The 22,151-nt window shown below is 44.1% G+C and carries 25 protein-coding genes and 1 tRNA gene; 13 read left to right on the top strand and 13 right to left on the bottom strand.

Going from position 1 to position 22,151, the window contains the following annotated elements; translation table 11 throughout:
* Positions 1-269: 269 nt before the first annotated feature.
* Together M9196_RS15935 and M9196_RS15930 are read right to left on the bottom strand one after the other, a co-directional pair.
* Entirely contained in the window at positions 270-788 is a 519-nt protein-coding gene (locus M9196_RS15935) for a regulatory protein ToxS (protein WP_250618514.1), read from the bottom strand.
* A gap of 12 nt (positions 789-800) precedes the next feature.
* Positions 801-1,634, bottom strand: a complete 834-nt coding sequence (locus tag M9196_RS15930; protein ID WP_250618510.1) for a winged helix-turn-helix domain-containing protein — start codon at positions 1,632-1,634, stop codon at positions 801-803.
* Positions 1,635-1,897: 263 nt separating this feature from the next.
* Between M9196_RS15930 and htpG the strand changes: the two genes are divergently transcribed.
* The 3 genes from htpG (at position 1,898) to hemH (ending at position 5,796) form a co-directional block, all read left to right on the top strand.
* Positions 1,898-3,805, top strand: coding sequence for a molecular chaperone HtpG (gene htpG / locus M9196_RS15925; protein WP_250618509.1), 1,908 nt, complete (start codon positions 1,898-1,900; stop codon positions 3,803-3,805).
* A gap of 267 nt (positions 3,806-4,072) precedes the next feature.
* The gene (gene adk, locus M9196_RS15920; RefSeq protein ID WP_250618508.1) at positions 4,073-4,717 is read left to right on the top strand and encodes an adenylate kinase; all 645 of its coding nucleotides are present in this window, start codon (positions 4,073-4,075) and stop codon (positions 4,715-4,717) included.
* A gap of 119 nt (positions 4,718-4,836) precedes the next feature.
* A complete protein-coding gene (gene hemH / locus M9196_RS15915) occupies positions 4,837-5,796 on the top strand; it encodes a ferrochelatase (RefSeq protein ID WP_250618507.1) in 960 nt (319 codons plus the stop codon).
* A gap of 192 nt (positions 5,797-5,988) precedes the next feature.
* Here the strand turns inward: hemH and M9196_RS15910 are convergent, their stop codons facing one another.
* On the bottom strand, positions 5,989-7,380 hold the full coding sequence (locus M9196_RS15910; protein ID WP_250618506.1) for a peptide MFS transporter: 1,392 nt from the start codon (positions 7,378-7,380) through the stop codon (positions 5,989-5,991).
* A gap of 321 nt (positions 7,381-7,701) precedes the next feature.
* Between M9196_RS15910 and rfaH the strand changes: the two genes are divergently transcribed.
* The gene (gene rfaH / locus M9196_RS15905) at positions 7,702-8,196 is read left to right on the top strand and encodes a transcription/translation regulatory transformer protein RfaH (protein ID WP_250618505.1); all 495 of its coding nucleotides are present in this window, start codon (positions 7,702-7,704) and stop codon (positions 8,194-8,196) included.
* An 89-nt stretch (positions 8,197-8,285) separates the two neighbouring features.
* Here the strand turns inward: rfaH and minE are convergent, their stop codons facing one another.
* Genes minE through minC form a run of 3 tightly spaced genes read right to left on the bottom strand, consistent with a single transcriptional unit; the run spans position 8,286 to position 10,047 of the window.
* On the bottom strand, positions 8,286-8,549 hold the full coding sequence (gene minE, locus M9196_RS15900; RefSeq protein WP_250618504.1) for a cell division topological specificity factor MinE: 264 nt from the start codon (positions 8,547-8,549) through the stop codon (positions 8,286-8,288).
* 3 nt (positions 8,550-8,552) lie between these two features.
* On the bottom strand, positions 8,553-9,365 hold the full coding sequence (gene minD / locus M9196_RS15895; RefSeq protein ID WP_102470797.1) for a septum site-determining protein MinD: 813 nt from the start codon (positions 9,363-9,365) through the stop codon (positions 8,553-8,555).
* A 19-nt stretch (positions 9,366-9,384) separates the two neighbouring features.
* Positions 9,385-10,047 (bottom strand): septum site-determining protein MinC, encoded by a 663-nt coding sequence (minC, locus tag M9196_RS15890; RefSeq protein WP_250618503.1) that lies wholly within the window; start codon positions 10,045-10,047, stop codon positions 9,385-9,387.
* Positions 10,048-10,226: 179 nt separating this feature from the next.
* On the opposite strand from minC, the gene M9196_RS15885 reads away from it, so the two are divergent.
* On the top strand, positions 10,227-10,505 hold the full coding sequence (locus M9196_RS15885; RefSeq protein WP_250618502.1) for a YcgL domain-containing protein: 279 nt from the start codon (positions 10,227-10,229) through the stop codon (positions 10,503-10,505).
* A gap of 38 nt (positions 10,506-10,543) precedes the next feature.
* A complete protein-coding gene (locus M9196_RS15880; protein WP_250618501.1) occupies positions 10,544-11,521 on the top strand; it encodes a lytic murein transglycosylase in 978 nt (325 codons plus the stop codon).
* Positions 11,522-11,651: 130 nt separating this feature from the next.
* Here M9196_RS15880 and M9196_RS15875 read toward each other — a convergent pair whose 3' ends face one another.
* The gene (locus M9196_RS15875) at positions 11,652-11,903 is read right to left on the bottom strand and encodes an HPr family phosphocarrier protein (protein ID WP_250618500.1); all 252 of its coding nucleotides are present in this window, start codon (positions 11,901-11,903) and stop codon (positions 11,652-11,654) included.
* Positions 11,904-12,135: 232 nt separating this feature from the next.
* Positions 12,136-12,999 carry a bifunctional methylenetetrahydrofolate dehydrogenase/methenyltetrahydrofolate cyclohydrolase FolD gene (folD, locus tag M9196_RS15870; protein ID WP_250618499.1) on the bottom strand — a complete coding sequence of 288 codons (864 nt, stop codon included), beginning with the start codon at positions 12,997-12,999 and terminating at the stop codon, positions 12,136-12,138.
* Positions 13,000-13,204: 205 nt separating this feature from the next.
* On the opposite strand from folD, the gene M9196_RS15865 reads away from it, so the two are divergent.
* Positions 13,205-13,281: transfer RNA gene (locus M9196_RS15865), tRNA-Arg, on the top strand.
* 153 nt (positions 13,282-13,434) lie between these two features.
* Positions 13,435-14,631, top strand: a complete 1,197-nt coding sequence (locus M9196_RS15860; protein ID WP_250618498.1) for a DEAD/DEAH box helicase — start codon at positions 13,435-13,437, stop codon at positions 14,629-14,631.
* A gap of 324 nt (positions 14,632-14,955) precedes the next feature.
* Here M9196_RS15860 and M9196_RS15855 read toward each other — a convergent pair whose 3' ends face one another.
* The 3 genes from M9196_RS15855 to M9196_RS15845 form a co-directional block, all read right to left on the bottom strand.
* The gene (locus M9196_RS15855) at positions 14,956-15,408 is read right to left on the bottom strand and encodes an NfeD family protein (RefSeq protein ID WP_250618497.1); all 453 of its coding nucleotides are present in this window, start codon (positions 15,406-15,408) and stop codon (positions 14,956-14,958) included.
* Positions 15,405-16,337, bottom strand: coding sequence for an SPFH domain-containing protein (locus M9196_RS15850; protein WP_250618496.1), 933 nt, complete (start codon positions 16,335-16,337; stop codon positions 15,405-15,407). Before M9196_RS15850 ends, M9196_RS15855 begins: the two co-directional genes overlap by 4 nt.
* A gap of 154 nt (positions 16,338-16,491) precedes the next feature.
* Positions 16,492-17,346 (bottom strand): thioredoxin family protein, encoded by an 855-nt coding sequence (locus M9196_RS15845; protein ID WP_250618495.1) that lies wholly within the window; start codon positions 17,344-17,346, stop codon positions 16,492-16,494.
* Positions 17,347-17,394: 48 nt separating this feature from the next.
* Here M9196_RS15845 and M9196_RS15840 point away from each other — a divergent pair, with 48 nt between their 5' ends.
* Positions 17,395-17,586 (top strand): hypothetical protein, encoded by a 192-nt coding sequence (locus tag M9196_RS15840; RefSeq protein WP_250618494.1) that lies wholly within the window; start codon positions 17,395-17,397, stop codon positions 17,584-17,586.
* Positions 17,587-17,736: 150 nt separating this feature from the next.
* Here the strand turns inward: M9196_RS15840 and M9196_RS15835 are convergent, their stop codons facing one another.
* Together M9196_RS15835 and M9196_RS15830 are read right to left on the bottom strand one after the other, a co-directional pair.
* Positions 17,737-18,564, bottom strand: coding sequence for an SDR family oxidoreductase (locus M9196_RS15835; protein ID WP_250618493.1), 828 nt, complete (start codon positions 18,562-18,564; stop codon positions 17,737-17,739).
* Between the two features lie 67 nt (positions 18,565-18,631).
* A complete protein-coding gene (locus M9196_RS15830; RefSeq protein ID WP_250618492.1) occupies positions 18,632-19,546 on the bottom strand; it encodes a TIGR01777 family oxidoreductase in 915 nt (304 codons plus the stop codon).
* A gap of 348 nt (positions 19,547-19,894) precedes the next feature.
* Here M9196_RS15830 and M9196_RS15825 point away from each other — a divergent pair, with 348 nt between their 5' ends.
* From M9196_RS15825 to M9196_RS15810, 4 genes are read left to right on the top strand one after another with little or no spacing between them, the layout of a single operon-like run.
* The gene (locus tag M9196_RS15825; RefSeq protein ID WP_250618513.1) at positions 19,895-20,599 is read left to right on the top strand and encodes a DUF1538 domain-containing protein; all 705 of its coding nucleotides are present in this window, start codon (positions 19,895-19,897) and stop codon (positions 20,597-20,599) included.
* Positions 20,596-21,405: a DUF1538 domain-containing protein gene (locus M9196_RS15820; protein ID WP_250618491.1), complete on the top strand. Its 810-nt coding sequence runs from the start codon at positions 20,596-20,598 to the stop codon at positions 21,403-21,405. The genes M9196_RS15825 and M9196_RS15820 overlap by 4 nt, the downstream gene beginning before the upstream one ends.
* Positions 21,395-21,745 (top strand): P-II family nitrogen regulator, encoded by a 351-nt coding sequence (locus M9196_RS15815; protein ID WP_250618490.1) that lies wholly within the window; start codon positions 21,395-21,397, stop codon positions 21,743-21,745. Before M9196_RS15820 ends, M9196_RS15815 begins: the two co-directional genes overlap by 11 nt.
* Positions 21,742-22,146, top strand: coding sequence for a CBS domain-containing protein (locus tag M9196_RS15810; RefSeq protein WP_250618489.1), 405 nt, complete (start codon positions 21,742-21,744; stop codon positions 22,144-22,146). Before M9196_RS15815 ends, M9196_RS15810 begins: the two co-directional genes overlap by 4 nt.
* The last annotated feature ends 5 nt before the right edge of the window (positions 22,147-22,151 follow it).

The raw sequence follows: 22,151 nt of genomic DNA, 5'->3' as shown, positions 1-22,151 counted from the left end.
AAAACAAGCGCCGCAAGCGGCAATGAGCCTACTTGGATAAGTCTAAAATATGAAACGCTCAGTGCCAACGTTGGCACTGAAGATAAAAAACCAGAGTCTACGCTCTGGTTTTTTTATGCGCTAAATTTATAACAGTTAGGGGTAATGCAATGATCAGGAATGGATGATAGTAGTCTTGGAAGCTCGCATTTATCTGTTTCGTCCGCGAACAAAAAAAGGAGGCCACATAGGGTCTCCTTTTTTATGCCAAAGCGATGTCGGTTAAGATATTAGTTTGAAAACAACACTGATGAGCCTTGATTCAGGCTAGTCAGTAACAGTGTTTTACCATTAACAATATCAATGCGACGGCTTTGCTGCGCTTCCATTTTTAAGAATTGTTTAATCATTGCCAATTGCTCGTGGGTAAATTCATCAGACTGCGCAGTTGCAGTATCTTTAAACGCACGAGGCGAAATGAGCAAATAGTTGTCGCTAATCGTCCAGCTTCCGGTTTCTGAAATTTTTAGTAATGTATGTGAACTCGGATCTTTGCCGAATAAACGCATAGAAGATTCACGAATATATGTGCCTTCAGGAAGGTACTTCACGTTCGCGGACATTTCGAGACGGCTCAAAGGACCAATATCGGTGTCCGGAGCATTTCTGGATGCAAGAATAGCGACCATGTTACTTTGCCATTCATTAGAGGTGAGCACTTGCTCGAGCTTTAAGTCGCTGCCCCAATAAAGCCAAGCACTTAATGCAGTGGAGGCTGCAAGCAGAATGGATGCGTATTTCATTTTCATCATATTATCCTTCTACTGGCACACTTTACTGAGGTCGGATTGCTCGGTGAAGATTCTCATTGTAACGTTCTCTCCAGAATGCTCCACCGTATGGATGAAGTTGAGTGCAATTTGATCGCTTTGATCGCCAGTAACAATGACTTGCTCGGGTTTCTTTTCAAGCTCGTGTGATTCAATGTATTTTTGAACACACTGTTCAATTTTAGGCTGCCAAGTGGAAACATCGGGGTGACTTTCGGGTGTGACAATTCTTACTTCATCAACAATCGCAAGCTCTCTAAAACTCGATTCAGCAGGGTTTGTGCCAATCAATACTAAGATTGGTAGTAATAAGGCTGCAACAACCATTCCCCATACTGCAGGTGGCGTTTTTTCTGCTGGTGCTTTGCTCACAGGAACATCAGGTGTTGTTGCGGTTGTGGCTTGAACATCTACCTGGTCGTTAGGCAATTCAGCCACCGGCGCTTCATTGACATTATTAAGGTCAATAGAGCTTGAAGGCGCAGTTCGCTCTACGGTTGAAATCAGTTGATAACCACGTTTCGGCACCGTTTTAACAAATAACGGTGATTTTGTTGGGTCCTTAAGCATTTTTCTGAGCGTTGAAATCGCCTGAGTGAGGCTAGAGTCATCAACCTCAAAGCCTTGATCTCGCCAAACGTATTCGTGTAAATCATGACGAGTGACGACTTCATTAGGGCGCTCTGCAAGCAGAAGCAAAATGCGACTTTCGTTACTACCAAGACGTACTACTTCATCATTGTTGGTTTGGTCGACCAAGGAATTGTTATTTGGATCAAAGATATATCTTTGGCCGAGTATGAATTTAGTGCCTATGTTACTCATTGCATTCTTCTTTATAATTGTCGCGGAGCGATGGATAATAATAGTTAGGCGCTGAATGTCGTGCAGTGCCAATTATAGTAATTTAGGATTTTTTTATAGTCAGGGGCACAAGGATAATAAAAACAAATCAAAAAAACAGCATTTTTATGTTTTTTGACCTTGAATTTACAATCTTCAGCCTCATTTCTGTATCAGAACAATCTTAAGTGTATCGAGTGCAAATAAATGTCGATACTTGATACGAAAAGTGTGATGGAGATAACATGAGCGCAACCGAAACAACCAATAAAGAAACTCGTGGCTTTCAATCCGAAGTAAAGCAACTACTTCATTTAATGATTCACTCTCTGTATTCCAATAAAGAAATTTTTCTTAGAGAATTGATCTCGAATGCATCCGATGCCGCAGATAAACTGCGTTTCCAAGCACTTTCTAACGGTGATTTGTATCAAGGTGATGCTGACCTTGGCGTTAAATTGTCGTTTAGCGAAGAACACAATACTTTAACGGTTTCTGATAACGGCGTAGGCATGTCACGCGATGACGTGATTGAGCACTTGGGAACGATCGCAAAATCGGGCACAAAAGAGTTCTTCTCTAAACTTTCTGAAGAGCAAGGTAAAGATTCGCAGCTTATCGGTCAGTTTGGTGTGGGGTTTTATTCGGCGTTTATCGTTGCTGACGCGGTGACGGTTCGCACTCGTGCGGCTGGTGCATCTGCGGAGCAGGGCGTGCAATGGCACTCTGCGGGTGAAGGTGAGTACTCAATTGAAGATATCACCAAAGAAACGCGTGGCACCGACATCGTTCTCCACATGCGTGAAGAAGGAAAAGAGTTCCTTTCAGAGTGGCGTTTAAAAGAAATTATCAGCAAGTATTCTGATCACATTGGTATCCCGGTTTCCATCCAAACGGCAGAGCGCGACGAGGAAGGGAAAGAAACGGGCGAAACTAAATGGGAGCAAATCAACAAGGCGCAAGCGTTGTGGACTCGTAATAAGTCGGACATTAGCGACGAAGAGTATCAAGAATTCTACAAGCACGTTTCTCATGATTTTGCTGATCCACTTCAATGGAGTCACAACAAAGTTGAAGGTAAAAACGACTACACGAGCTTGCTATATATCCCAGCTAAAGCACCGTTTGATATGATGAACCGTGACCATAAAAGTGGTTTGAAACTTTATGTTCAGCGCGTGTTTATCATGGATGACGCTGAGCAGTTCATGCCATCTTACTTGCGCTTTATTCGTGGCTTGATTGATTCAAACGATTTACCGCTCAACGTATCTCGTGAAATCTTACAAGATAATAAAGTGACGCAATCACTGCGTAATGCTTGTACGAAACGTGTATTAACCATGCTAGAGCGTCTAGCGAAAAATGACGAAGAAAAATACCAGTCGTTTTGGAAAGAATTTGGTCTTGTTCTAAAAGAAGGCCCAGCAGAAGACATGGCCAACAAAGAAAAAGTGGCGGGTCTGTTGCGTTTTGCCTCAACAGAGGTGGATTCAGCTGAACAAACGGTTGGTTTAGCATCTTACATCGAGCGCATGAAAGAAGGTCAGGATAAGATTTATTACCTGACAGCAGATAGTTATGCTGCAGCGAAGAACAGCCCTCACTTGGAGCAATTCAAAGCGAAAGGCATCGAAGTGGTTCTGATGTTTGATCGCATTGACGAATGGCTAATGAACTACTTGACCGACTTTGACGGCAAACAGTTCCAGTCGATCACAAAGTCTGGTCTTGATCTGAGCAAATTTGAAGACGAAGCTGAGAAAGAGAAGCACAAAGAAACAGAAGAAGAGTTTAAGTCAGTGGTTGAGCGCACTCAAGCCTACTTGGGCGATCGAGTGAAAGAGGTACGTACTACCTTTAAGCTTGCCACCACCCCAGCGGTCGTGGTGACAGATGATTTCGAAATGGGTACACAAATGGCCAAGCTGCTAGAAGCGGCGGGTCAGGAAGTGCCAGAGGTGAAATACATCTTTGAAATTAACCCTGAGCATGAATTGGTTAAGCGCATGGCTGATGAAGCTGATGAAGAAGCGTTTGGTGGCTGGGTAGAAGTCCTACTTGGACAGGCCATGCTTGCCGAACGTGGTTCTATGACGGATCCTTCGCAGTTCCTAGGTGCCGTTAACCGACTTTTGTCTAATGTGAAGTAGTCACGTTTATTGAAATCAATGGGCTCAGCGTGCTGAGCTCATTGTTTTTTCGTAGTAAGGATCTCGTTTTTAGGTAACTTTATCTTTTCTGCGGGTATTCTTTAGTCGTATTTCACTCCAAGCAAGAATTTTCTATGCTAGAATGCGACGCTTGAATAATCATACATATCACTTTTATACCGAAACTTATCGTCGATACGCTATTCAAAGCCATGCTTTGATTGTGAGCTTCGGTATAAAGTCTTTTTATTTATAAGAGGAAACAACATGCGCATCATTCTTCTAGGTGCTCCAGGTGCTGGTAAAGGCACACAAGCTCAATTCATCATGGAAAAATACGGGATTCCTCAAATTTCTACTGGTGATATGCTTCGTGCAGCGATCAAAGCAGGCACTGAGCTTGGTAAGAAAGCGAAAGCGGTTATCGATGCAGGTCAACTTGTTTCAGATGAAATCATCTTAGGTCTTATTAAAGAGCGTATTGCTCAAGACGATTGTGAGAAAGGTTTCTTGCTAGATGGTTTCCCTCGCACTATTCCTCAAGCTGACGGCCTAAAAGAAATGGGCGTTAACGTTGATTACGTGATTGAATTTGACGTAGCGGATAGCGTGATTGTTGATCGCATGGCGGGTCGTCGTGCGCATCTAGCGTCAGGTCGTACTTACCACGTGACTTACAACCCACCTAAAGTGGAAGGTAAAGATGATATTACTGGTGAAGACCTAGTGGTTCGTGATGACGACAAAGAAGAGACAGTACGTGCTCGTCTAGGTGTTTACCATGATCAAACTTCGCCATTGATTGCTTACTACGGTAAAGAAGCTGAAGCAGGCAACACTCAATACCTTAAGTTTGATGGTACTAAGCAAGTTGACGCGGTAAGCGCCGATATCGAAAAAGCACTGTCTTAATTGCTGATTCGTGAATCTTGTTAAAAAACGACCCTTTAGGGTCGTTTTTTTTATTGATCCAATCCTAGATTCAATGGGTATAATCACGGTCGTTAATTGAATAAATCAAAAGGAAGTCTATGAGCATGGCACCAAAAACAGGAGTACTCTTGGTTAACCTAGGCACTCCAGATGCGCCGACACCAAAAGCAGTGCGCGCATTCTTAGGTGAGTTTTTACATGATCATAGAGTCGTAGATATGACTCGTTGGCTGTGGTGCCCCATTTTGCATGGTGTGATTTTGCCAATTCGCTCGCCAAAAGTGGCAAAGCTCTACCAGTCAGTGTGGATGGATGAAGGCTCGCCTTTAATGGTGCACTCAGTAAGGCAAGTAAAAGCGCTTCAGGAGCGTCTAAATGTACCAGTAGAGCTAGGAATGACTTATGGTAACCCATCGCTTAAGCAGGGGGTGTCCTCTTTGCTAGAGCAAGGCGTAGAGAAAGTGATTGTATTGCCTTTGTACCCACAATATTCCGGCACAACCAGCGCAGCTGTTTTTGATGGATTAGCAAAAGCGTGTAAGTCATTTCCAACAATACCGAGTGTCGACTTTATTCGAGATTATTATCAGCATCCGCTTTACATCAAAGCGCTCGCACAAAAAGTGCGTGCACACTGGGACAAACATGGGCAAGACTATCTGCTTTGCTCTTACCATGGTATCCCAAAACGCTATGCTGATAATGGTGATGTATACCCTCAGCATTGTGAACAAACGACGACGTTGTTGGCGCAAGAGTTAGGCTTGGACGATTCTCAGATAGGAATGAGTTACCAATCTATTTTTGGACGTGAAGAGTGGTTACAGCCATACACAGCAAAGACGTTGGAAGTATTGCCTAATCAAGGCATTAAGCGTTTAAACGTGATTACACCCGCTTTCTCTGTTGATTGTTTAGAGACGTTAGAAGAGATCGCGGTGGAGTGTCGTGATATTTTTGTCGACGCCGGTGGTGAGTCATATCAATATATCGAGTGTTTGAACGACTCAGAACTTCATATCGACATGATGGTAGACCTAGTTCAAGCAAGCTTGTAGCTCAAGCTAACTAAAGGTTTATAGCTCAGGCTAACTTATAGCTCAAGCTAACTGATAACTTACGACTTACGAGCCTTTGACTTTCTGTATTGAAGCTTCGGGGTCATTCAAGATTATTGGCTGTTAAGCATAAAAAACGCCACCCTACCTAGGGTGGCGTTTTTTATTATAGTTCTATTTTGTTCGCATCAATTAGGCGATTTGAGCTTGTTGCTCTTCGACTTCTTGAGCGTTTGATGCTGCAGGTTGCTCTGCACCGTGCATCCATTTTACCAGTGTGTTTGCGCACAGCAGCAAGATAACGCCGGAAATAACCGCAGTGATTGCAATACCACCGAAGATAGACATTGCGCCTAACTCACCAACATGTGAGCCAATCAAGCCTGCTACGTAGTTTGCAATCGCGTTGAAGCCAAACCATGCACCCATCATCAGTGAAGCAAGACGAAGTGGAGCGAGCTTGGTGACCAGTGACAGACCAATAGGAGAAATACACAGTTCACCCAACGTGTGGAAGAAGAACGCACCCACTAGCCATAGCATCGACGTTTTCACGTTGGTGTCACCGCCTTGCTCCATTACCGCACCTACCATGCACAAGAAACCCAGTGCAAGGAAGAAAAGTGCTAGAGCAAATTTAACTGGAGAGTTAGGTTCACGTTTACCCAGTTTAACCCAAAGCGCTGCTAGAACGGGGGCAAGCGTAATGACAAAGAATGGGTTAAGAGATTGGAACCAAGCCGCAGGGACTTCAAAACTACCAATCATTCGGTCGGTATATTGCTGCGTGTAGATGTTCATCAAGCCACCAGCTTGTTCAAAACCTGCCCAGAATACAATAACAAACAAGCCCATGATAAGAATGACTTTAAGGCGATCTAGCTCTTCGCGAGTTAACGGCGCTTTCGTTTTGTTTTTATTCAGTGCTCTCGCTCGCGCGGCCGCAGGAACCGTACCAATATCGCCTAACCATGATTTAGACATTGTCAGTTGCATAATAATACTGATCACCATGCCGATGCCGGCAATCAGGAAGCCAGCACGCCATCCGTAAGAGCCTGTTACTGAACCAGAAGCGATGCCCGCTAACAGTGAGCCTAAGTTAATGCCCATATAGAAAATGGTAAATGCGCCATCACGACGGTTGTCACCATCTTTATAAAGATCGCCCACCATTGTTGATATGTTTGGTTTGAACATACCATTACCAGCAATCAACAGAGCCAACCCTAAGTAGAACGCTTGTTCTGCTGGCAGTCCAATCGCACCGACTGGCATAGCTAGGGTAAATTGTCCCGCAGCCATGAGTACACCACCGATGATGATCGAGCGACGCTGACCTAAGTAGTTGTCAGCAATCCAACCACCGATGAGAGGGGTAATATAAACCAGTCCAGTATAGATGCCATATAAGTCCAGAGCATCTTTAGTGGACCAACCCATACCGCCATTCATCGTTGCGTCAGTCAGGAAAAGGACCAAAATGGCACGCATCGCATAATAGGAAAAACGTTCCCATAGCTCAGTACCAAACAGTAAAAACAGCCCCCGAGGGTGACCTAAAATGTTGTGTTGTGCTGTCATAAGTTTTACTAATTTTAGTTATGAAAGAATATAATGTGCACCAAGATATACATAACAAAATTAATAACTGCAATAGGGTTGTTTTATAGCCAATATGAATGTTTTCACTAAGTGCTTAAATTGTAAGAATTTTTAACTGGAAGAGCACGAAAACAGCGTGCTGGAAACTAATATTTCACTTTTATTGCGTTGCAAGTGACTGTTTTGTCTATAAAGCACTGTAAGAAGCCCCCTACTGCCTATTAGGAAAAGTTGCCTTTGTGGTACGATATAAGGCAGTTAGTGCAGGCGAACTATAAAAATTAAGGCTAAGTGAACACAATGAAACGTTGGTATTTACTGTATTGTAAGCGCGGTGAGCAAGTGAGAGCAAAACTCCACCTAGAAAATCAAGGCTTACAATGCTATTACCCTGAAGTTGAAGTGGAAAGAATCCGACGAGGAAAAAGACAAAAGGTCAAAGAACCGTTGTTTCCTTCGTACATTTTTATTCAGTTTGATTTTGAAGCTGGTCCCTCTTTTACCACGATACGCTCAACGCGAGGCGTGGTGGATTTTATTCGTTTTGGTGCCCAGCCAACAGAGGTTCAAGGGGATCTGGTATTTGAGCTTCAGCAAGCGGTTTACTCGCATGTTGAAGCGGAAGAAGGCGCACTCCCTGATGTCGGGCAAAAAGTTCGAGTGACGGCGGGTCAATTTTCAGGTATTGATGCGATTTTTCAAGAGAAGGATGGCGATACGCGTTCGATTATGTTGGTCAATCTAATCAGCAAGCCTGTACCAGTGAGCATTGATAATAAAGATCTTGATCTATAAAGCAGGAGTTATTGTAAGGCTCAATCAGAAGTGATTGAGCCTTAGCTTTCAAAGATGAGCTCTCTACCTTATTTAGAATAAGGGGGTGCTTACCTTTCATCCTCAGGCAATTGAACATTCAGTTCGAGTACAGAGATATCGTCATCTTTATGCTCAAATGAAAGATCAACCATTGATGGGTCCACGTCCACGTATTTAGCAATGACCTTCAGAATATCTTCTTTCAACTGCGGTAAGTAAGAAGGCGATGGCGACCCTTCACTGCGGCGCTCTGCGACAATGATTTGCAGTCGTTCTTTGGCAAGATTTGCCGAGTTTTTCTTTTGTGGGCGGAAAAATTCAAGTAATGACATGCATTAACCCCCAAATAGACGTTTGAAAATACCCTTCTTCTGCTCGGTTAGGAAGCGGAAATCCACCTGCTCTCCTAATAAGCGCTCAACCGTGTCATTATAGGCCAATCCGGCGTCTGACTCATTGTCGAAAATTACCGGCACACCTTTGTTTGAGGCGTTCAACACCGCTTGACTCTCTGGAATCACGCCAAGTAATGAAATGTGCAAAATTTCTTCAACATCTTCAACCGACAGCATTTCACCTTGATTGACGCGAGTTGGGTTGTAACGAGTTAACAGTAGGTGCTGTTTGACAGGTTCTAAGCTTTCTTCTGCTCGTCTGGATTTAGAGTCGAGAATGCCAAGGATTCGGTCTGAATCTCGCACAGAAGATACTTCTGGGTTTGTGGTCACAATGGCTTCATCTGCGAAGTACAGGGCCATTAACGCCCCTTGCTCAATGCCCGCTGGTGAGTCACAAATGACAAAGTCAAAGCCCATCTCATCAAGGTCATCGAGTACGCGACGCACACCATCACGTGTTAGTGCATCTTTATCGCGAGTTTGTGAAGCTGGAAGAATAAAGAGGTTATCAGTACGCTTATCTTTGATCAGCGCTTGATTCAACGTCGCTTCACCATTGATGACATTAACGAAGTCATAAACAACGCGACGCTCACAGCCCATGATTAGATCGAGGTTACGCAAACCAATATCAAAATCAATCACTGCCGTTTTCTTACCTTTTAATGCAAGACCAGAGGCGATAGCAGCGCTAGAGGTTGTTTTCCCTACGCCACCTTTTCCTGATGTTACAACAATAATGCGGGCCATTATTCTTATTCCTTAATTTCTATATCGTGAGAATGTCAAATCTGAGGCTATCGTCTGTCATGCCAAACATGACTTTTTTTCCCCAGTATTCGCTTTCAATCTGGTCGCTAAGCCAGTAGTTACCTGCAATGGATACTAGTTCAGCTTGTAAATCGTGGCAGAGTATTTTTGCTTCAGTGGAGCCGCTAGCGCCTGCAATCGCGCGCCCTCGGAGTGTGCCATGAATATGGATGGTACCGTCAGCAATCACTTCAGCACCGGCACTCACGTGGCTTAAAATCACCAAGTCGCCATTTTTGGCATAAACTTGTTGGCCTGAGCGTACGGGAGTACGAATTATTTTGGTTGGCTCCATTTTTGCCGGCGCTTTAGCTGGCGTTTTACTTGCCGTCATAATGGCAAATCCAGCCTCAGATGCTAGATTTTGGGTACGTTTATCTTTGCAACCCGTCACACCGACTGGGATCATTCCGGCTTCTTCGATGCCTAGTTTTAGGTCGAGAAACGCGATATCGTCGTGGACTTGGCTGATATTTAAGACAACGGGCGCCGCAGCAAAAAAAGTCGGAGCTTGTTTAACTTTTTCTTGTAAAAAGTGAACGGCTTTAGACACATCGTTGTCAGAAAGATGCAACACCGATAAGGTGAAGCTACTGCCTTTCAAATCAGGGGATGGTGACATTAATGATCAAATCCTTGTGCCAATGACATTGCTTTAGGTTAGGCTAATCATGTTATATTTCAACACTAAAGACAGCAAGCTATCTTGCTCGCAAATAGATAATTTACTCTCATTTTCGATTAAACAACCTGCATCGCCTTTTTTTCAACAAAAACAGCGGTGACAAAAGAGACATATCAATGCTTTGTTCAATTTATAAAAGTGCAAAAAAGCAAGGGGCTTACCTCTATATCACTACGAAAGATGACTTTTCACAGGTTCCTGACGCCTTACTTGAAATGTTCGGAAAACCAACGTTAGTTATGGTAGTAAAATTGGATGGCCGAACGCTTGCCCAAGTGGATGTAGATATCGTTAAACAGTCATTACAAAATGAGGGTTTTTTCTTACAGTTGCCACCGCCGCAAGAGAATTTGCTCGACACTTATAAAGAGCAAAAAAAGGCGCAGAAAAAATAATAAAGACAAATCGGTGAAGACGCTCTGGGGAGGGCACTTTGAAAAGAATGTTATCAGTTGTGTTAGGCGTTAGCTTATCAGCGAGCGTACTAGCATCAGAAAAAGGAAGCTTTGAAGAGTACGTTGAAGGCTTAAAGCAAGAAGCAAAGTCGTTAGGTATCTCGCAACAGATCTTAACAGAAGCATTTCAAGGCGTTGAGTTTAAGCCAAGAGCGGTGACGGCCGATCGAAATCAACCAGAGAAAAAGCTAACGCTAGACGAATACATACCGCGAGCCGTGCCAGACTGGAAAGTCAAAAAAGCCAAAGAATTGCACCAAAAATATTACGCTGAACTTCAGCAGGTCGCGGATGAATATGGTGTTCAATCTCGCTTTATCGTCGCGCTTTGGGGCGTAGAGAGCAACTTTGGTACGTTTACGGGCAACTATCGCGTTATTGATGCGTTGTCGACCTTGGCTTACGAAGGGCGACGCGAAGCCTTTTTCCGTAAAGAAGCACTCGCCGCGCTGACTATTTTGGATCAAGGACATATTGCTCCGGATAAAATGAAAGGCTCATGGGCAGGCGCGATGGGGCAAAGTCAGTTCATGCCTAGCTCTTTCCTTAATTTTGCTGCTGATGGTAACGGTGATGGTAAAAAGGATATTTGGAACTCAGAAGCCGATGTCTTTGCGTCGACTGCCAATTATCTTGCCCAGTCGGGATGGGATGACAGTTATACATGGGGACGCCAAGTTAAAGTCCCTCACGGCATTTCACCCGAGCTACAAGGGCGAGAGGCTGAAAAAGGTAAGTATCTTCAAGAGTGGAGTAAGCTTGGCGTCACTCGTTACGATGGCCGTCCACTGCCACAGCTAGATGAAGACATTAAAGCCTGGTTAATTATGCCTGATGACGAAAATGGTCGCGTGTACTTGGTTTATAACAATTACAATGTACTAATGAAGTGGAATCGCTCGTATTATTTTGCACTCGCTGTGAGTCATTTAGCTGACCGTATTGCAATGGATTAATACGCGTTAGATCTGTATTGATAGTTTTGTATCAATCACAAGAACCATACAAAAAGGCCTTAAGAATTTTTATCTTAAGGCCTTTATATTATCTATTCTGGTTTCTATCAACGACGACCTTATGCGTTACCTAGCCAGTTACACCTTCCAAAAAGCGAGTGAGTTCATCAACGGCTTGGCGATTGGAGGATTGCACTGTTACTTCCGTGCCTTTAACTAAGTTTAGTGTTTGGATCTTGAAGAGGTTTTTAGCGGTAGCAGTTTTGCCGTGGGAGGTGATTTCTACGTCTTCAGAATATTTCTTTGCCTCTTTAACAAACAGGGCAGCAGGACGTGTGTGAAGGCCGCTTTCAGCAGTAATGGTGGCATTCTTTTTGTACATAGTGTCTATCCTCATAATTCATTATTATTTTCACTTCGCCTAGTTCTATCTGAGGAAAGGACGAAAAACCGTGACCTAAGTGCAAAATGCCAATTGTCAAAATGTATATTGGGGAAAAATGAGAGTCAGGGATAACTATTGTATTGATTTATATGTGTTAAAAGAAAAAACACCTCAACTTGATGACTCAAATTGAGGTGTTAGCGTGTTCGAAGAGGTGAAAAGTCGCAGGTTACTTTTTAGCGGTATGAAACTGTTCGCAGGCAATCATGGTGTTTTCAATCAAGCTTGCTACAGTCATCGGGCCAACACCACCAGGTACGGGGGTGATAAAGCTTGCGTTGTTTTTGGCAACATCATATTCCACATCGCCAACTAATTTTCCATCGTCCATTCGGTTGATACCCACATCGACCACAACAGCCCCTTTCTTGATCCAGTTACCCGGAATGAAGTTAGGTTTACCAACGGCAACGACGACGATATCGGCTTGACGAACATGACCTTCTAGATCTTTGGTGAACCGATGGCAGGTCGTTGTGGTGCAACCCGCGAGTAGAAGCTCAAGTGTCATAGGGCGGCCGACGATATTAGACGCGCCAACGACGACAGCATGTTTGCCACGCATTTGGATGTTATAGCGATCCAATAGGGTGATAATACCTTTTGGTGTACAAGAGCGTAGCTTAGGCATACGTTGGGCGAGTCGGCCTACATTGTAGGGGTGGAAACCATCAACGTCTTTCTCTGGGATGATGCGTTCAAGAATAAGCGTGTCGTCAATGCCAGCAGGGAGTGGCAATTGCACCAAAATACCATCCACTTCTGGATCGTGATTAAGTGTATCTACAAGGCTTAATAGCTCATCTTGGTTTGCGGTTGCAGGCAGATCATAAGATTTAGAAACAAATCCCACTTCTTCACATGCTCTGCGCTTACTTCCGACGTAAACTTGTGAGGCAGGATCTTCTCCTACCAGAACAACCGCTAAGCCCGGCGCCCTAAGGCCTGCATCGGTACGTGCTTTTACTCGAGCAGCGACTTCAGAGCGGACAGTTTGAGAAATAAGTTTCCCATCGATGTTTTGAGCAGTCATAATTTTCCTTGAGAAAGTTAATTGGCTGTTATTTTTGTGTGTATTGTCCCAGAAAAGTATTTCAAAAGCCAGAAAGCAAACGTTTGCCTAGTTTGAAATATCACCATTGACTGATAGATTGTGTTTTTTTTGGGCATTTGAATCACAAAGAGTAAGAAACCCATTGATTTACCGAGTTCATCTCGTATAATCCTTTCCCTGTAGCGCGCCCTTAGCTCAGCTGGATAGAGCACGTCCCTTCTAAGGATGTGGTCGCAGGTTCGAATCCTGCAGGGCGTGCCATTTATTAAGAGACCCCTGATAGCTCCTTGAGTTATCAGGGGTTTTGCTTTTTCTGCGATGTATATCGTATCTGCTACACTATCATCACCTTATTACGCGTCATTCATCACGCGTTATTATTAGCGCGTCATCGACAATGTGAGAGATTCTTTTATGCCGTTTACTAAACTTGGGCTCAGTACCCCATTACTGAATGCGATTGAAAAAGTGGGTTACGACAAGCCAACGACGATTCAGAATAAAGCGATTCCGCTGATTTTAAACGGTGACAATCTTCTTGCTGCGGCGCAAACGGGTACAGGTAAAACAGCGAGTTTTGTATTACCTATTCTAGAAAAATTAAGTCGAGCGGAAACTCAGCGTAAGAAGCGGGCAAGAGCGCTTATTTTGACTCCGACACGAGAATTAGCGCAGCAAGTTCATCAGAGTATTGAAACGTATGGCCAAGAGTTATCACTTAAGTCCATGGCGATGTACGGTGGTGTTGATTACGCACCCCAGAAACAAGCCCTCATTGATGGTATTGATATTGTGGTGGCCACACCGGGTAGATTGTTAGACCTTTATGGCCAACATGCGATTCACTTTGATGAAGTAGAATGCTTGGTATTGGATGAAGCTGACAAAATGCTTGATATGGGCTTCATTGAGGCGATTAACAAGATTATTGCTCGCGTACCAGAAGACGCACAAACACTGCTGTTTTCCGCCACGCTATCCAATCCAGTTCGAGAGTTGGCTCGCAGCGCAATTGATAACCCTTCAGAGATCAGTATTGCTAAGCACAGTGCCTCTAAAGGAAATATTAAGCAATGGATAGTGACGGTTGATAAAGATATTAAGTCATCATTGTTAAGCCATTTATTAACTGAAAACTCATGGTCGCAGGCGCTGATTTTTATCGAGACGAAGCACGGTGCTGCAAAACTAGTGAGTCAACTTGAAAAGCGCGGCATTCAAGCGGAAGCGTTTCATAGCGGTCGTAACCAAAAAGTACGCCAGCAATTGATTGAAGACTTTAAGGCTGGGAATATTCAATACTTGGTGTCGACAGGGGTGGCCGCGCGTGGCATTGATATTGAAAACCTACCGATTGTTATCAATTACGATTTGCCGTTCCCTGCAGATGAATACGTTCATCGTATCGGTCGTACAGGGCGAGCAGAAGCGGCAGGTGAAGCATTGTCACTGGTATCGAGAGATAACTTTAAGAATTTATGCATGATTGAAAGCCGCTTAGGGCACTTACTTGAACGTGTGGAGATTGAAGGTTTTGAGCCTCGTAAACCTGTGCCTATTTCGATTTTAAATTATGTACCAAAGCATAAACGTAATAGCGAAGAGCGCTAAGCTAATCACCGCGATGATAAAGTTCTAACAATAATAATAATAATAATAGTAATAGTAATAACAGAAGAACGATAGCCTCTAGTATTTTACTAGGGGCTTTTTTACGTTTTGGGCAATGGTGTTGTTTACCAATTATCCTAACCGCCTAATCAAATTATACGAGGCTATTAAAGTGTAGGCTTGCATGGGTTAGTGTATCGATTTGTCGCTATTGTGGATGAAGGTCGGCGCTGGTGTAGAAAAGTAAGCAGCTCGGGTGAGCTGCTTAGAGCGGATATTTTATCTATTGGACTAGTTTGATCACGTACTCGCAGTTTTTAACACTTAATCCGCTTTTTCGATCAAAAGCGTAATGCCATCGACATCAATAACGCGGACGAGCGATCCTGATGCTATAGGTTCATCGCTGTAGGCAGTCCAAGAGGTGTCACCAAGATTAATTCGGCACTTACCTTTATTGATGTCGTGTTCTAATACGGCGGTTTGACCGATCAGCTGTTTATCTTTTTGGTTTAGATCTCGGCTATTATCTGAGCGTATGTCAGTCTTATGTTGCTTGCGCCACCATAGCCATGTGAGCACTAGGGCAAAGACGCCAAAACTGACCCATTGTAGCTGCCAACTGATTGGCAAAAAGGCGACAATGATGCCAACCAACATAGCAGAGATACCAAGCCACAATAAATAGCCCGCAGTGCCAAGTAGCTCCCCACATAAGAGAAGCAACCCAAATGCGAGCCAGTGCCAATAGTTAACTTGGTTTAATAACTCAATCACGCAGTGTCCTTGTTATCATCTTTGGATTGATTAAACATTTCCGCGATGCCAGCCACTGAGCCCATTAGACCGGTTGCTTCGAGCGGTAGCATAATGATCTTACCGTTTTCAGCTTGGCCTATTGATTTTATAGCGTCAGTGTAACCTTGGGCGATGAAGTAGTTTACGGCTTGCATATCCCCTTGGGCGATAGCCATTGAAACCATTTCAGTGGCTTTAGCTTCCGCTTCAGCCGCTCTTTCTCTAGCTTCAGCTTGAAGTATAGCAGCTTGCTTCTCACCTTCAGCCTTTAAGATTTCGGATTGCTTGTGTCCTTCGGCACGTAGTATCTGAGCCTGTCTTACCCCTTCAGCTTCTAAAACTTCAGCACGTTTGTTTCGTTCCGCTTTCATTTGAGCATTCATCGCAGCGGTGAGGTCTGCTGGTGGTTGAACATCACGGATTTCGATGCGAGTCACTTTCACCCCCCATGAGTTTGTTGCTTCATCAACGATGGCAAGTAATTTGGTATTTATGGAGTCCCGTTGACTGAGCATTTCATCAAGCTCCATGGAACCTAGGACGGTACGCATATTCGTGAGAGTCAGGTTGCGAATTGCATGCTCAAGATTAGTAATCTCATAGGCAGCTTTAGCCGCGTCGATGACTTGAACAAAGCAGACGGCATCGATTACAACATTGGCATTGTCTTTACTGATGACTTCTTGTGGTGGGATATCCAGTACACGCTCCATCATATTGATTTTATTTCCAATGGAATCAACAAATGGAATGATGAGGTTGAGTCCCGGTTTAAGGGTATGGGTGTAGCGTCCAAAACGTTCGACAGTCCAGTTATCGCCCTGTGATACAGTTTTAACCCCCGCAACCAAAAATACGATTGCGACGAGGATAAAACCACCAATAGTAACCATTGCATCAATAGCCATGAGCATATTCCTTGTATGAAATTTAATCCATTCTGGACCAATAAGAGCATGAGCGCAAATGGAATAGTGTATCGGTGTGTATTAGGGGGGTGACTGAATTGTAATTAATATCAATGAGTTAATAAAAGGGAGGCGATGCCTCCCTTTTATTTGATCAGTAGAGTAAGGAGTAGAGTTGTCGGCGATATTTACCAGCAACGGGATTACCCTGTCCTAGAGCTGAAAGGATGTCCATGAAGGTTTTTTTGAGTTCGCCATCTAACGCATTGAGATCGCGGCTTACATAGCCCCAAAGTAGCTCAAGGGCTTCTTCATCTCGACCGACTTGATGGTATTGCAGTGCCAGTTCAGCGACGATCTTAAGCTCGTCAGGGGACGCTTTTAGGGCGGCCTCTAATGACTGAATTTCAGGACTATCGGCGGCTTGCTTGTGCAGCTCAAGTTTAGACACCAACGTTTTATAGTAGTTATCTTTATATTCTAGTGGAATGCTGTCTAGCATCGCTTCAGCGAGATCGAATTGATTGGTTTCTAACAAGCTGTTTGCTCTTGCGAGTTTTATCTCTCCTTTGTTTTGATACTCTTCCGACAAAGTAGCAAACAAAGTAAGAGCTTCGGAGTGGGCATCTTGCTGAGTCAGCTCTAGTGCTTTTTGTGCTGTCAGTTCATCTTGGCTAGGAAGGTGTTTCGCTAACATCGCCGTGATGGCTTCAAGAGGCTGAGGACCGCCTAAACCGTCTACTGGCTGGCCATTGACAAATAATGCAATCGTCGGCAGCGCTTGTACGCCGAATTGACCGGCGATGGCTTGCTGTTCTTCGCAGTTTAACAGGGCTAAGGTAAAAGCACCGCTGTATTGCTCTGTTAGTGCTTTTAATGATGGGATCATTTGAACGCTTTCTTCACTCATCGGCGCCCAGAAATGAATGAGTACTGGCGTGCTCATGGAGCCTTCTAATACTTGGCGAAAATTTTGCTCATTCAGATCAACAATGTACGGTGGTTGCATCCAATAGTCCTTGTTTGTATTCACGTTAGTTCTACAAGCAAGATTGGTATGAAAGAGCTGAAATTCAAGGGTATAAAGAAATTCCAGGTAATAAAGAACTTAAGCGTGGTGCAGAAACCAAAACACCGCACTTTTCAGTGCGGTGTCCATGGCGTTTTTGGTATCGGCTGTTTGGGGGAGTTAAAACCAAACAAAATAGGCGAGCGTCACCCCCACAGCGACCCAATTAAGCTGATTTAACGTCATGCTGTCGTATCCAGATTAATCACTGCAAGCTATAGGATCATCATTGATCCTTCGGAAAGTCGCGACAATAAAACTTATTGCTGCGAGCCTATATTGAGTAATATATCGATACTTTGTGACATTAAAATTACAAATGAACGAATTCTATGCAGCTTTTCGCAATATCGGGTCAAGCCACTTGCCCGGTAGCAGTCTTTTTAGTAATGCAAAGATCTTTGTTGGTGTCGTGATCCGGTATCGGAGTTTGGGGTGGCTGGATTCAAGTGCATGAAGCAATGCAGGCAGACAGGAAGTCGGTGGTAGCGTAAATTGGTTGTTTGATTCTGTGGCCGAGAGGCGTTGCAGTTGTTTTTGATATTCGGCTTTATGGATGCTGGTTTCGACGTTGATCCATTTAAGAAAGGCGGCTTTAGCGTTGCTTCTAAATTGTGTTTCGATAGGACCGGGTTCAATTAAGGCAATACGTACGTTGGATGAGTGTAATTCTAAACGCAACGTATCTGTCCATCCTTCCAATGCAAATTTAGAGGCGTTATAAGCGCCACGATATTTCATTGCAGCAAAACCAAGTACGGAACTATTCTGAATAATACGACCTTCATTTTGCTGACGCATAATTGGTAAGATGAGTCGTACGAGTTCATGCCAACCAAAGAAATTAGCCTCAAATTGCGCTCTGAGTCCATCGGTCGGAAGATCTTCTAATGCTCCCGGTTGTCCATAGGCACCATTATTGAATAATCCAAATAGTCGGCCTTCACAAAGCGCGAGAGTCTTTTGCACACCGAGCTGAATACTCTTTGTATCAGTAAGATCCAACTGAATACAGGTTAGACCTTCGCTTTGTAGGCGTTTAACATCCGATGTTGAGCGACAGGATGCAATGACATGGTAGCCGCGTTTGTTGAGCTCATGCGCAGCGGTATAGCCAATACCGCTGGAACAACCTGTGATTAGTATAGCCTTTTTCATTTAAGTATTAATGCCTTAGTCCATTAGAAAGCTAACCATAGCGACTAGAGGCTAGTTGAGACAAGTGTTATCGACTTTTAATTAATATATTCTTCAAAGCGGGCTCAATATGAGGAAAAGAGAAGTTAAATCCTATTTCCGTTAGACGTTTGGGTTTCGCTCTTACGCTGTCCAGTAGTAAGCAAGATGACTCTCCCATGAGTATTTTTATGAGCCACGCTGGCGTCATTAATATATGAGGGCGCTTTAGGGTTCTTGCCAACATTCGGCTAAATAAAGCGTTAGAAACGGCATGCGGCGCGCAAAAATTAAAAGGTCCTTGAGCATGTGGGGTATCGAGTAGGGCAACGATACCTCTCACCATATCGAGGATATGGATCCATGGCAGGTACTGCTTACCGTGGCCAATTGGACCACCAAGCCCCAGTTTGTAAGGTAGTAACATCTTGCTCAGCGCGCCTCCGTTGTCCCCCAATACGACACCGGTGCGCAATAGGCAAACACGTGTCCTCTCGGATTGCGCCCTCATTGCAATAGCTTCCCACTTTTCACACACGATGTGAGCAAATGTGTTTTGGTGTACCTGTAAGCTTTCATCGAAAGGATGAGATTGTTGATCACCATAATAGCCAACGGCAGAGCCACTAATAACTACGTTTGGTGGCTCGGTACTCGCGTGAATAAGAGTGACTAACTTTTCCGTTGTTTGCCAACGGCTATCGCAGATGATTTTTTTCTGATGCTGGCTCCAGCGTTTGTCCGCAATGGGCTCACCAGCAAGGTTAATGACACCATCGAATGCGTTAAGGTCGTCAAACGTGTCGAGCGTGGCTAAGTAAGTAATATTTCCCACATCGGTATGCTGGAGTGTTGACTTTGCTGCTTCAACATCACGACTGATCACGGTAACCGTGTGTGTGGTGAGGTGTTTAAGCAGTTCTCTACCGATAAATCCAGTACCACCGGTCACTAACAGATGCATTTGATCTCCCTCATTGCTTTTTAACCAACCAGCTTTCTACTTTACGTCAATATGTTACATCGTTTGCCTACTAAGCAGGCAAGTGTTGATCACGTAACGTAAGGTCATTGGGCTATAGGTAATGGATTTGACGCTATTGAGTAAATATAGCAATGAAATAGCCTGACTGACTAACTCTAATAACGTACGTCTTTAAATGGTGGAGATCACAGAATGATGAGTAATTCTGGCTTGGTTGGATGGATGCCATGGTTGTCACATTTTCTTACAATATTATTTGCCATTCTAAATGTAGAACATGAGGAATGGGAGAGAAGCGTGCAAGGGATAAAAGCCCTCATACATGTCATGCTCAATAGTTTGAAAGATTTGATACCCATTGTTCTTGTGGTGCTTTTTTTTCAACTTGTTGTGCTTCAAGAGCCCCTTCCCAACGTGCTCTCGATACTCTTTGGTCTGCTACTAGTGGTATTGGGACTCACATTCTTTGTTTTTGGCTTATCTATGGGGCTTTTTCCCATCGGAGAATCGATGGCGCAGGCATTTGCCAGAAAAGGGAGCGTTTTTTGGTTGGTGTTGTTCGCATTCTGTTTGGGGTTTGGAACGACCATTGCAGAACCCGCATTAACGGCCGTCTCCGCCGAAGCTGCCGAGGTGGCCGCTAAAGGGGGAATGATCGCAATGACTGAAGCATCGATGCAGGACTATGCGATGGGGTTGCGTTTGTCTGTTGCTTTTTCAGTAGGGCTAGCGATTGTTCTTGGTGTTATTCGAATTCTCAAAGGTTGGCCAATACATTGGCTCATTATCGGTGGTTACGTTGGTGTCGTAGTGCTGACGGGGTTTGCTCCAGAATACATCATTGGTGTGGCGTATGATTCAGGAGGCGTTACGACTTCAACCATCACTGTCCCCTTAGTGACCGCGCTTGGTGTGGGTCTAGCTAGCACGATTAAAGGACGAAATCCTATGCTAGATGGCTTTGGATTAATTGCATTTGCATCGCTGCTGCCGATGATGTTTGTGATGGTCTATGGGATGGTGATGGCATGACTTTTATCTCAGAGCTGCTTCAGACGCTATTCTACACTGTAAGAGATGTAACCCCGATCATCGTGATTATTTTTGGTTTTCAGTTTGCAGTGTTGAGAAAGCCGATCACTCATCCACTGAGAGTCGTCGTTGGCTTTGTCTACGTTATTGTAGGCTTGAGCCTATTTCTCATTGGTTTAGAAAAAGCACTGTTTCCGCTAGGGGAAGCGATGGCAATGCAACTCACTGCCCCCGAATTTCTTATTGATGTAAAGCTATCGATAGGTCAGTCGCTAGAGTGGTTTGATTATTATTGGGTCTACCTCTTTGCCTTTTGTATCGGTTTTAGTACCACTATCGCCGAGCCCTCTTTGCTGGCCGTTGCGATAAAAGCTAATCAAGTGTCGGCGGGTTCCATCTCGGTTAATGGGTTGAGAATCTCGGTCGCGTTAGGAGTTGCAATAGGGATTTCTTTAGGCAGCTATAGAATTGTGGTGGGCGATCCTATTCATTACTACATCATCGCCGGTTACATTTTAGTCGTGATACAAACATTTTACGCGCCAAAATTGATCGTTCCTCTTGCTTATGACTCAGGGGGGGTAACAACGTCAACGGTAACCGTGCCTTTAGTGACCGCATTAGGTTTAGGGCTCGCTTCGACCGTACCGGGAAGAAACCCTATGATTGACGGCTTTGGGTTGATCGCGTTCGCGAGTTTGTTCCCCATTATTTCCGTTATGGCCTATGCACAAATTACCCACTGGTTGAATCAACGTGATAACGGGCTTGGCTCGATAGAAAAGGAGAATGACAATGCGCTTTAAATTACTTCTTGCGTTTGTTGAAGACAGTAAAACGGACGTAGTACTCAATGCAGCAAGAGAGGCTGGTGCGACTGGAGCAACGGTGATCAACAATGCTAGAGGTGAAGGTTTAAATAAGAAACGCACCTTTTTTGGTTTGACATTAGAGGTTCAAAAAGACGTGTTGTTGTTTGTGGTTGAGGAACACTTGTCGAGACAAATACTGGAAACCATTAGCGAGGTAGGAGAGTTTGATCAAACCTCAGGACAAGGTATTGCAATTCAAATTGATATTGAGGATGCGGTGGGCGTGGCTCACCAGGTGGAAACGTTAACCAAAGTGGTTGAGGATGAATTATGAGTTCACAACAAAAAATATACGTTCGTGATGTCATGGCGAATACTTATGTGATGGTCGATGGATTGAAAACCGTTCACGAAGGTATTGTACTGGCAAAAGCGCATCAGGTTAAAGCTCTGGTGGTGAGTAAGCGCAATGATGATGATGAATACGGTATTGTACTTATGAATGATATTGCAAAAAAAGTACTGGCCCAAAACCGCTCGTCTCATCGAACGAATATCTATGAGATTATGACCAAACCCGCTTTGTCCGTCGATCCAAACATGAATGTGAAGTACTGCGCTCGTCTCTTTGAACGCTTTGGCATTAGTCGAGCACCGGTTATCGAGGATGGTAAGATTATTGGAATGGTCAGTTACAATAATATTGTTGTGAATGGTATGGCACGTGAGGAATAGAGGCA

The organism is Vibrio methylphosphonaticus (genome assembly GCF_023634655.1).
Classification (GTDB): Bacteria; Pseudomonadota; Gammaproteobacteria; order Enterobacterales; family Vibrionaceae; genus Vibrio; species Vibrio methylphosphonaticus.
Note: the sequence above shows the minus strand (reverse complement) of the source record. Positions and strands in the feature narration are given on the sequence as shown.

Excerpts from the sequence above, each read along its gene's own strand:
- minC (WP_250618503.1), bottom strand. The coding sequence starts at position 10,047 with ATGTCACCATCCCCTGATTTGAAAGGCAGTAGCTTCACCTTATCGGTG.
- M9196_RS15840 (WP_250618494.1), top strand. The coding sequence starts at position 17,395 with ATGAAAGAGCTGAAATTCAAGGGTATAAAGAAATTCCAGGTAATAAAG.
- folD (WP_250618499.1), bottom strand. The coding sequence starts at position 12,999 with ATGACTGCTCAAAACATCGATGGGAAACTTATTTCTCAAACTGTCCGC.
- M9196_RS15935 (WP_250618514.1), bottom strand. The coding sequence starts at position 788 with ATGAAAATGAAATACGCATCCATTCTGCTTGCAGCCTCCACTGCATTA.
- M9196_RS15810 (WP_250618489.1), top strand. The coding sequence starts at position 21,742 with ATGAGTTCACAACAAAAAATATACGTTCGTGATGTCATGGCGAATACT.
- hemH (WP_250618507.1), top strand. The coding sequence starts at position 4,837 with ATGAGCATGGCACCAAAAACAGGAGTACTCTTGGTTAACCTAGGCACT.
- adk (WP_250618508.1), top strand. The coding sequence starts at position 4,073 with ATGCGCATCATTCTTCTAGGTGCTCCAGGTGCTGGTAAAGGCACACAA.
- M9196_RS15885 (WP_250618502.1), top strand. The coding sequence starts at position 10,227 with ATGCTTTGTTCAATTTATAAAAGTGCAAAAAAGCAAGGGGCTTACCTC.
- M9196_RS15815 (WP_250618490.1), top strand. The coding sequence starts at position 21,395 with ATGCGCTTTAAATTACTTCTTGCGTTTGTTGAAGACAGTAAAACGGAC.
- M9196_RS15830 (WP_250618492.1), bottom strand. The coding sequence starts at position 19,546 with ATGCATCTGTTAGTGACCGGTGGTACTGGATTTATCGGTAGAGAACTG.
- minD (WP_102470797.1), bottom strand. The coding sequence starts at position 9,365 with ATGGCCCGCATTATTGTTGTAACATCAGGAAAAGGTGGCGTAGGGAAA.
- minE (WP_250618504.1), bottom strand. The coding sequence starts at position 8,549 with ATGTCATTACTTGAATTTTTCCGCCCACAAAAGAAAAACTCGGCAAAT.
- M9196_RS15875 (WP_250618500.1), bottom strand. The coding sequence starts at position 11,903 with ATGTACAAAAAGAATGCCACCATTACTGCTGAAAGCGGCCTTCACACA.
- M9196_RS15835 (WP_250618493.1), bottom strand. The coding sequence starts at position 18,564 with ATGAAAAAGGCTATACTAATCACAGGTTGTTCCAGCGGTATTGGCTAT.
- M9196_RS15910 (WP_250618506.1), bottom strand. The coding sequence starts at position 7,380 with ATGACAGCACAACACAACATTTTAGGTCACCCTCGGGGGCTGTTTTTA.
- M9196_RS15845 (WP_250618495.1), bottom strand. The coding sequence starts at position 17,346 with ATGCAACCACCGTACATTGTTGATCTGAATGAGCAAAATTTTCGCCAA.
- rfaH (WP_250618505.1), top strand. The coding sequence starts at position 7,702 with ATGAAACGTTGGTATTTACTGTATTGTAAGCGCGGTGAGCAAGTGAGA.
- M9196_RS15825 (WP_250618513.1), top strand. The coding sequence starts at position 19,895 with ATGCTCAATAGTTTGAAAGATTTGATACCCATTGTTCTTGTGGTGCTT.
- M9196_RS15930 (WP_250618510.1), bottom strand. The coding sequence starts at position 1,634 with ATGAGTAACATAGGCACTAAATTCATACTCGGCCAAAGATATATCTTT.
- M9196_RS15860 (WP_250618498.1), top strand. The coding sequence starts at position 13,435 with ATGCCGTTTACTAAACTTGGGCTCAGTACCCCATTACTGAATGCGATT.
- htpG (WP_250618509.1), top strand. The coding sequence starts at position 1,898 with ATGAGCGCAACCGAAACAACCAATAAAGAAACTCGTGGCTTTCAATCC.
- M9196_RS15820 (WP_250618491.1), top strand. The coding sequence starts at position 20,596 with ATGACTTTTATCTCAGAGCTGCTTCAGACGCTATTCTACACTGTAAGA.
- M9196_RS15850 (WP_250618496.1), bottom strand. The coding sequence starts at position 16,337 with ATGGCTATTGATGCAATGGTTACTATTGGTGGTTTTATCCTCGTCGCA.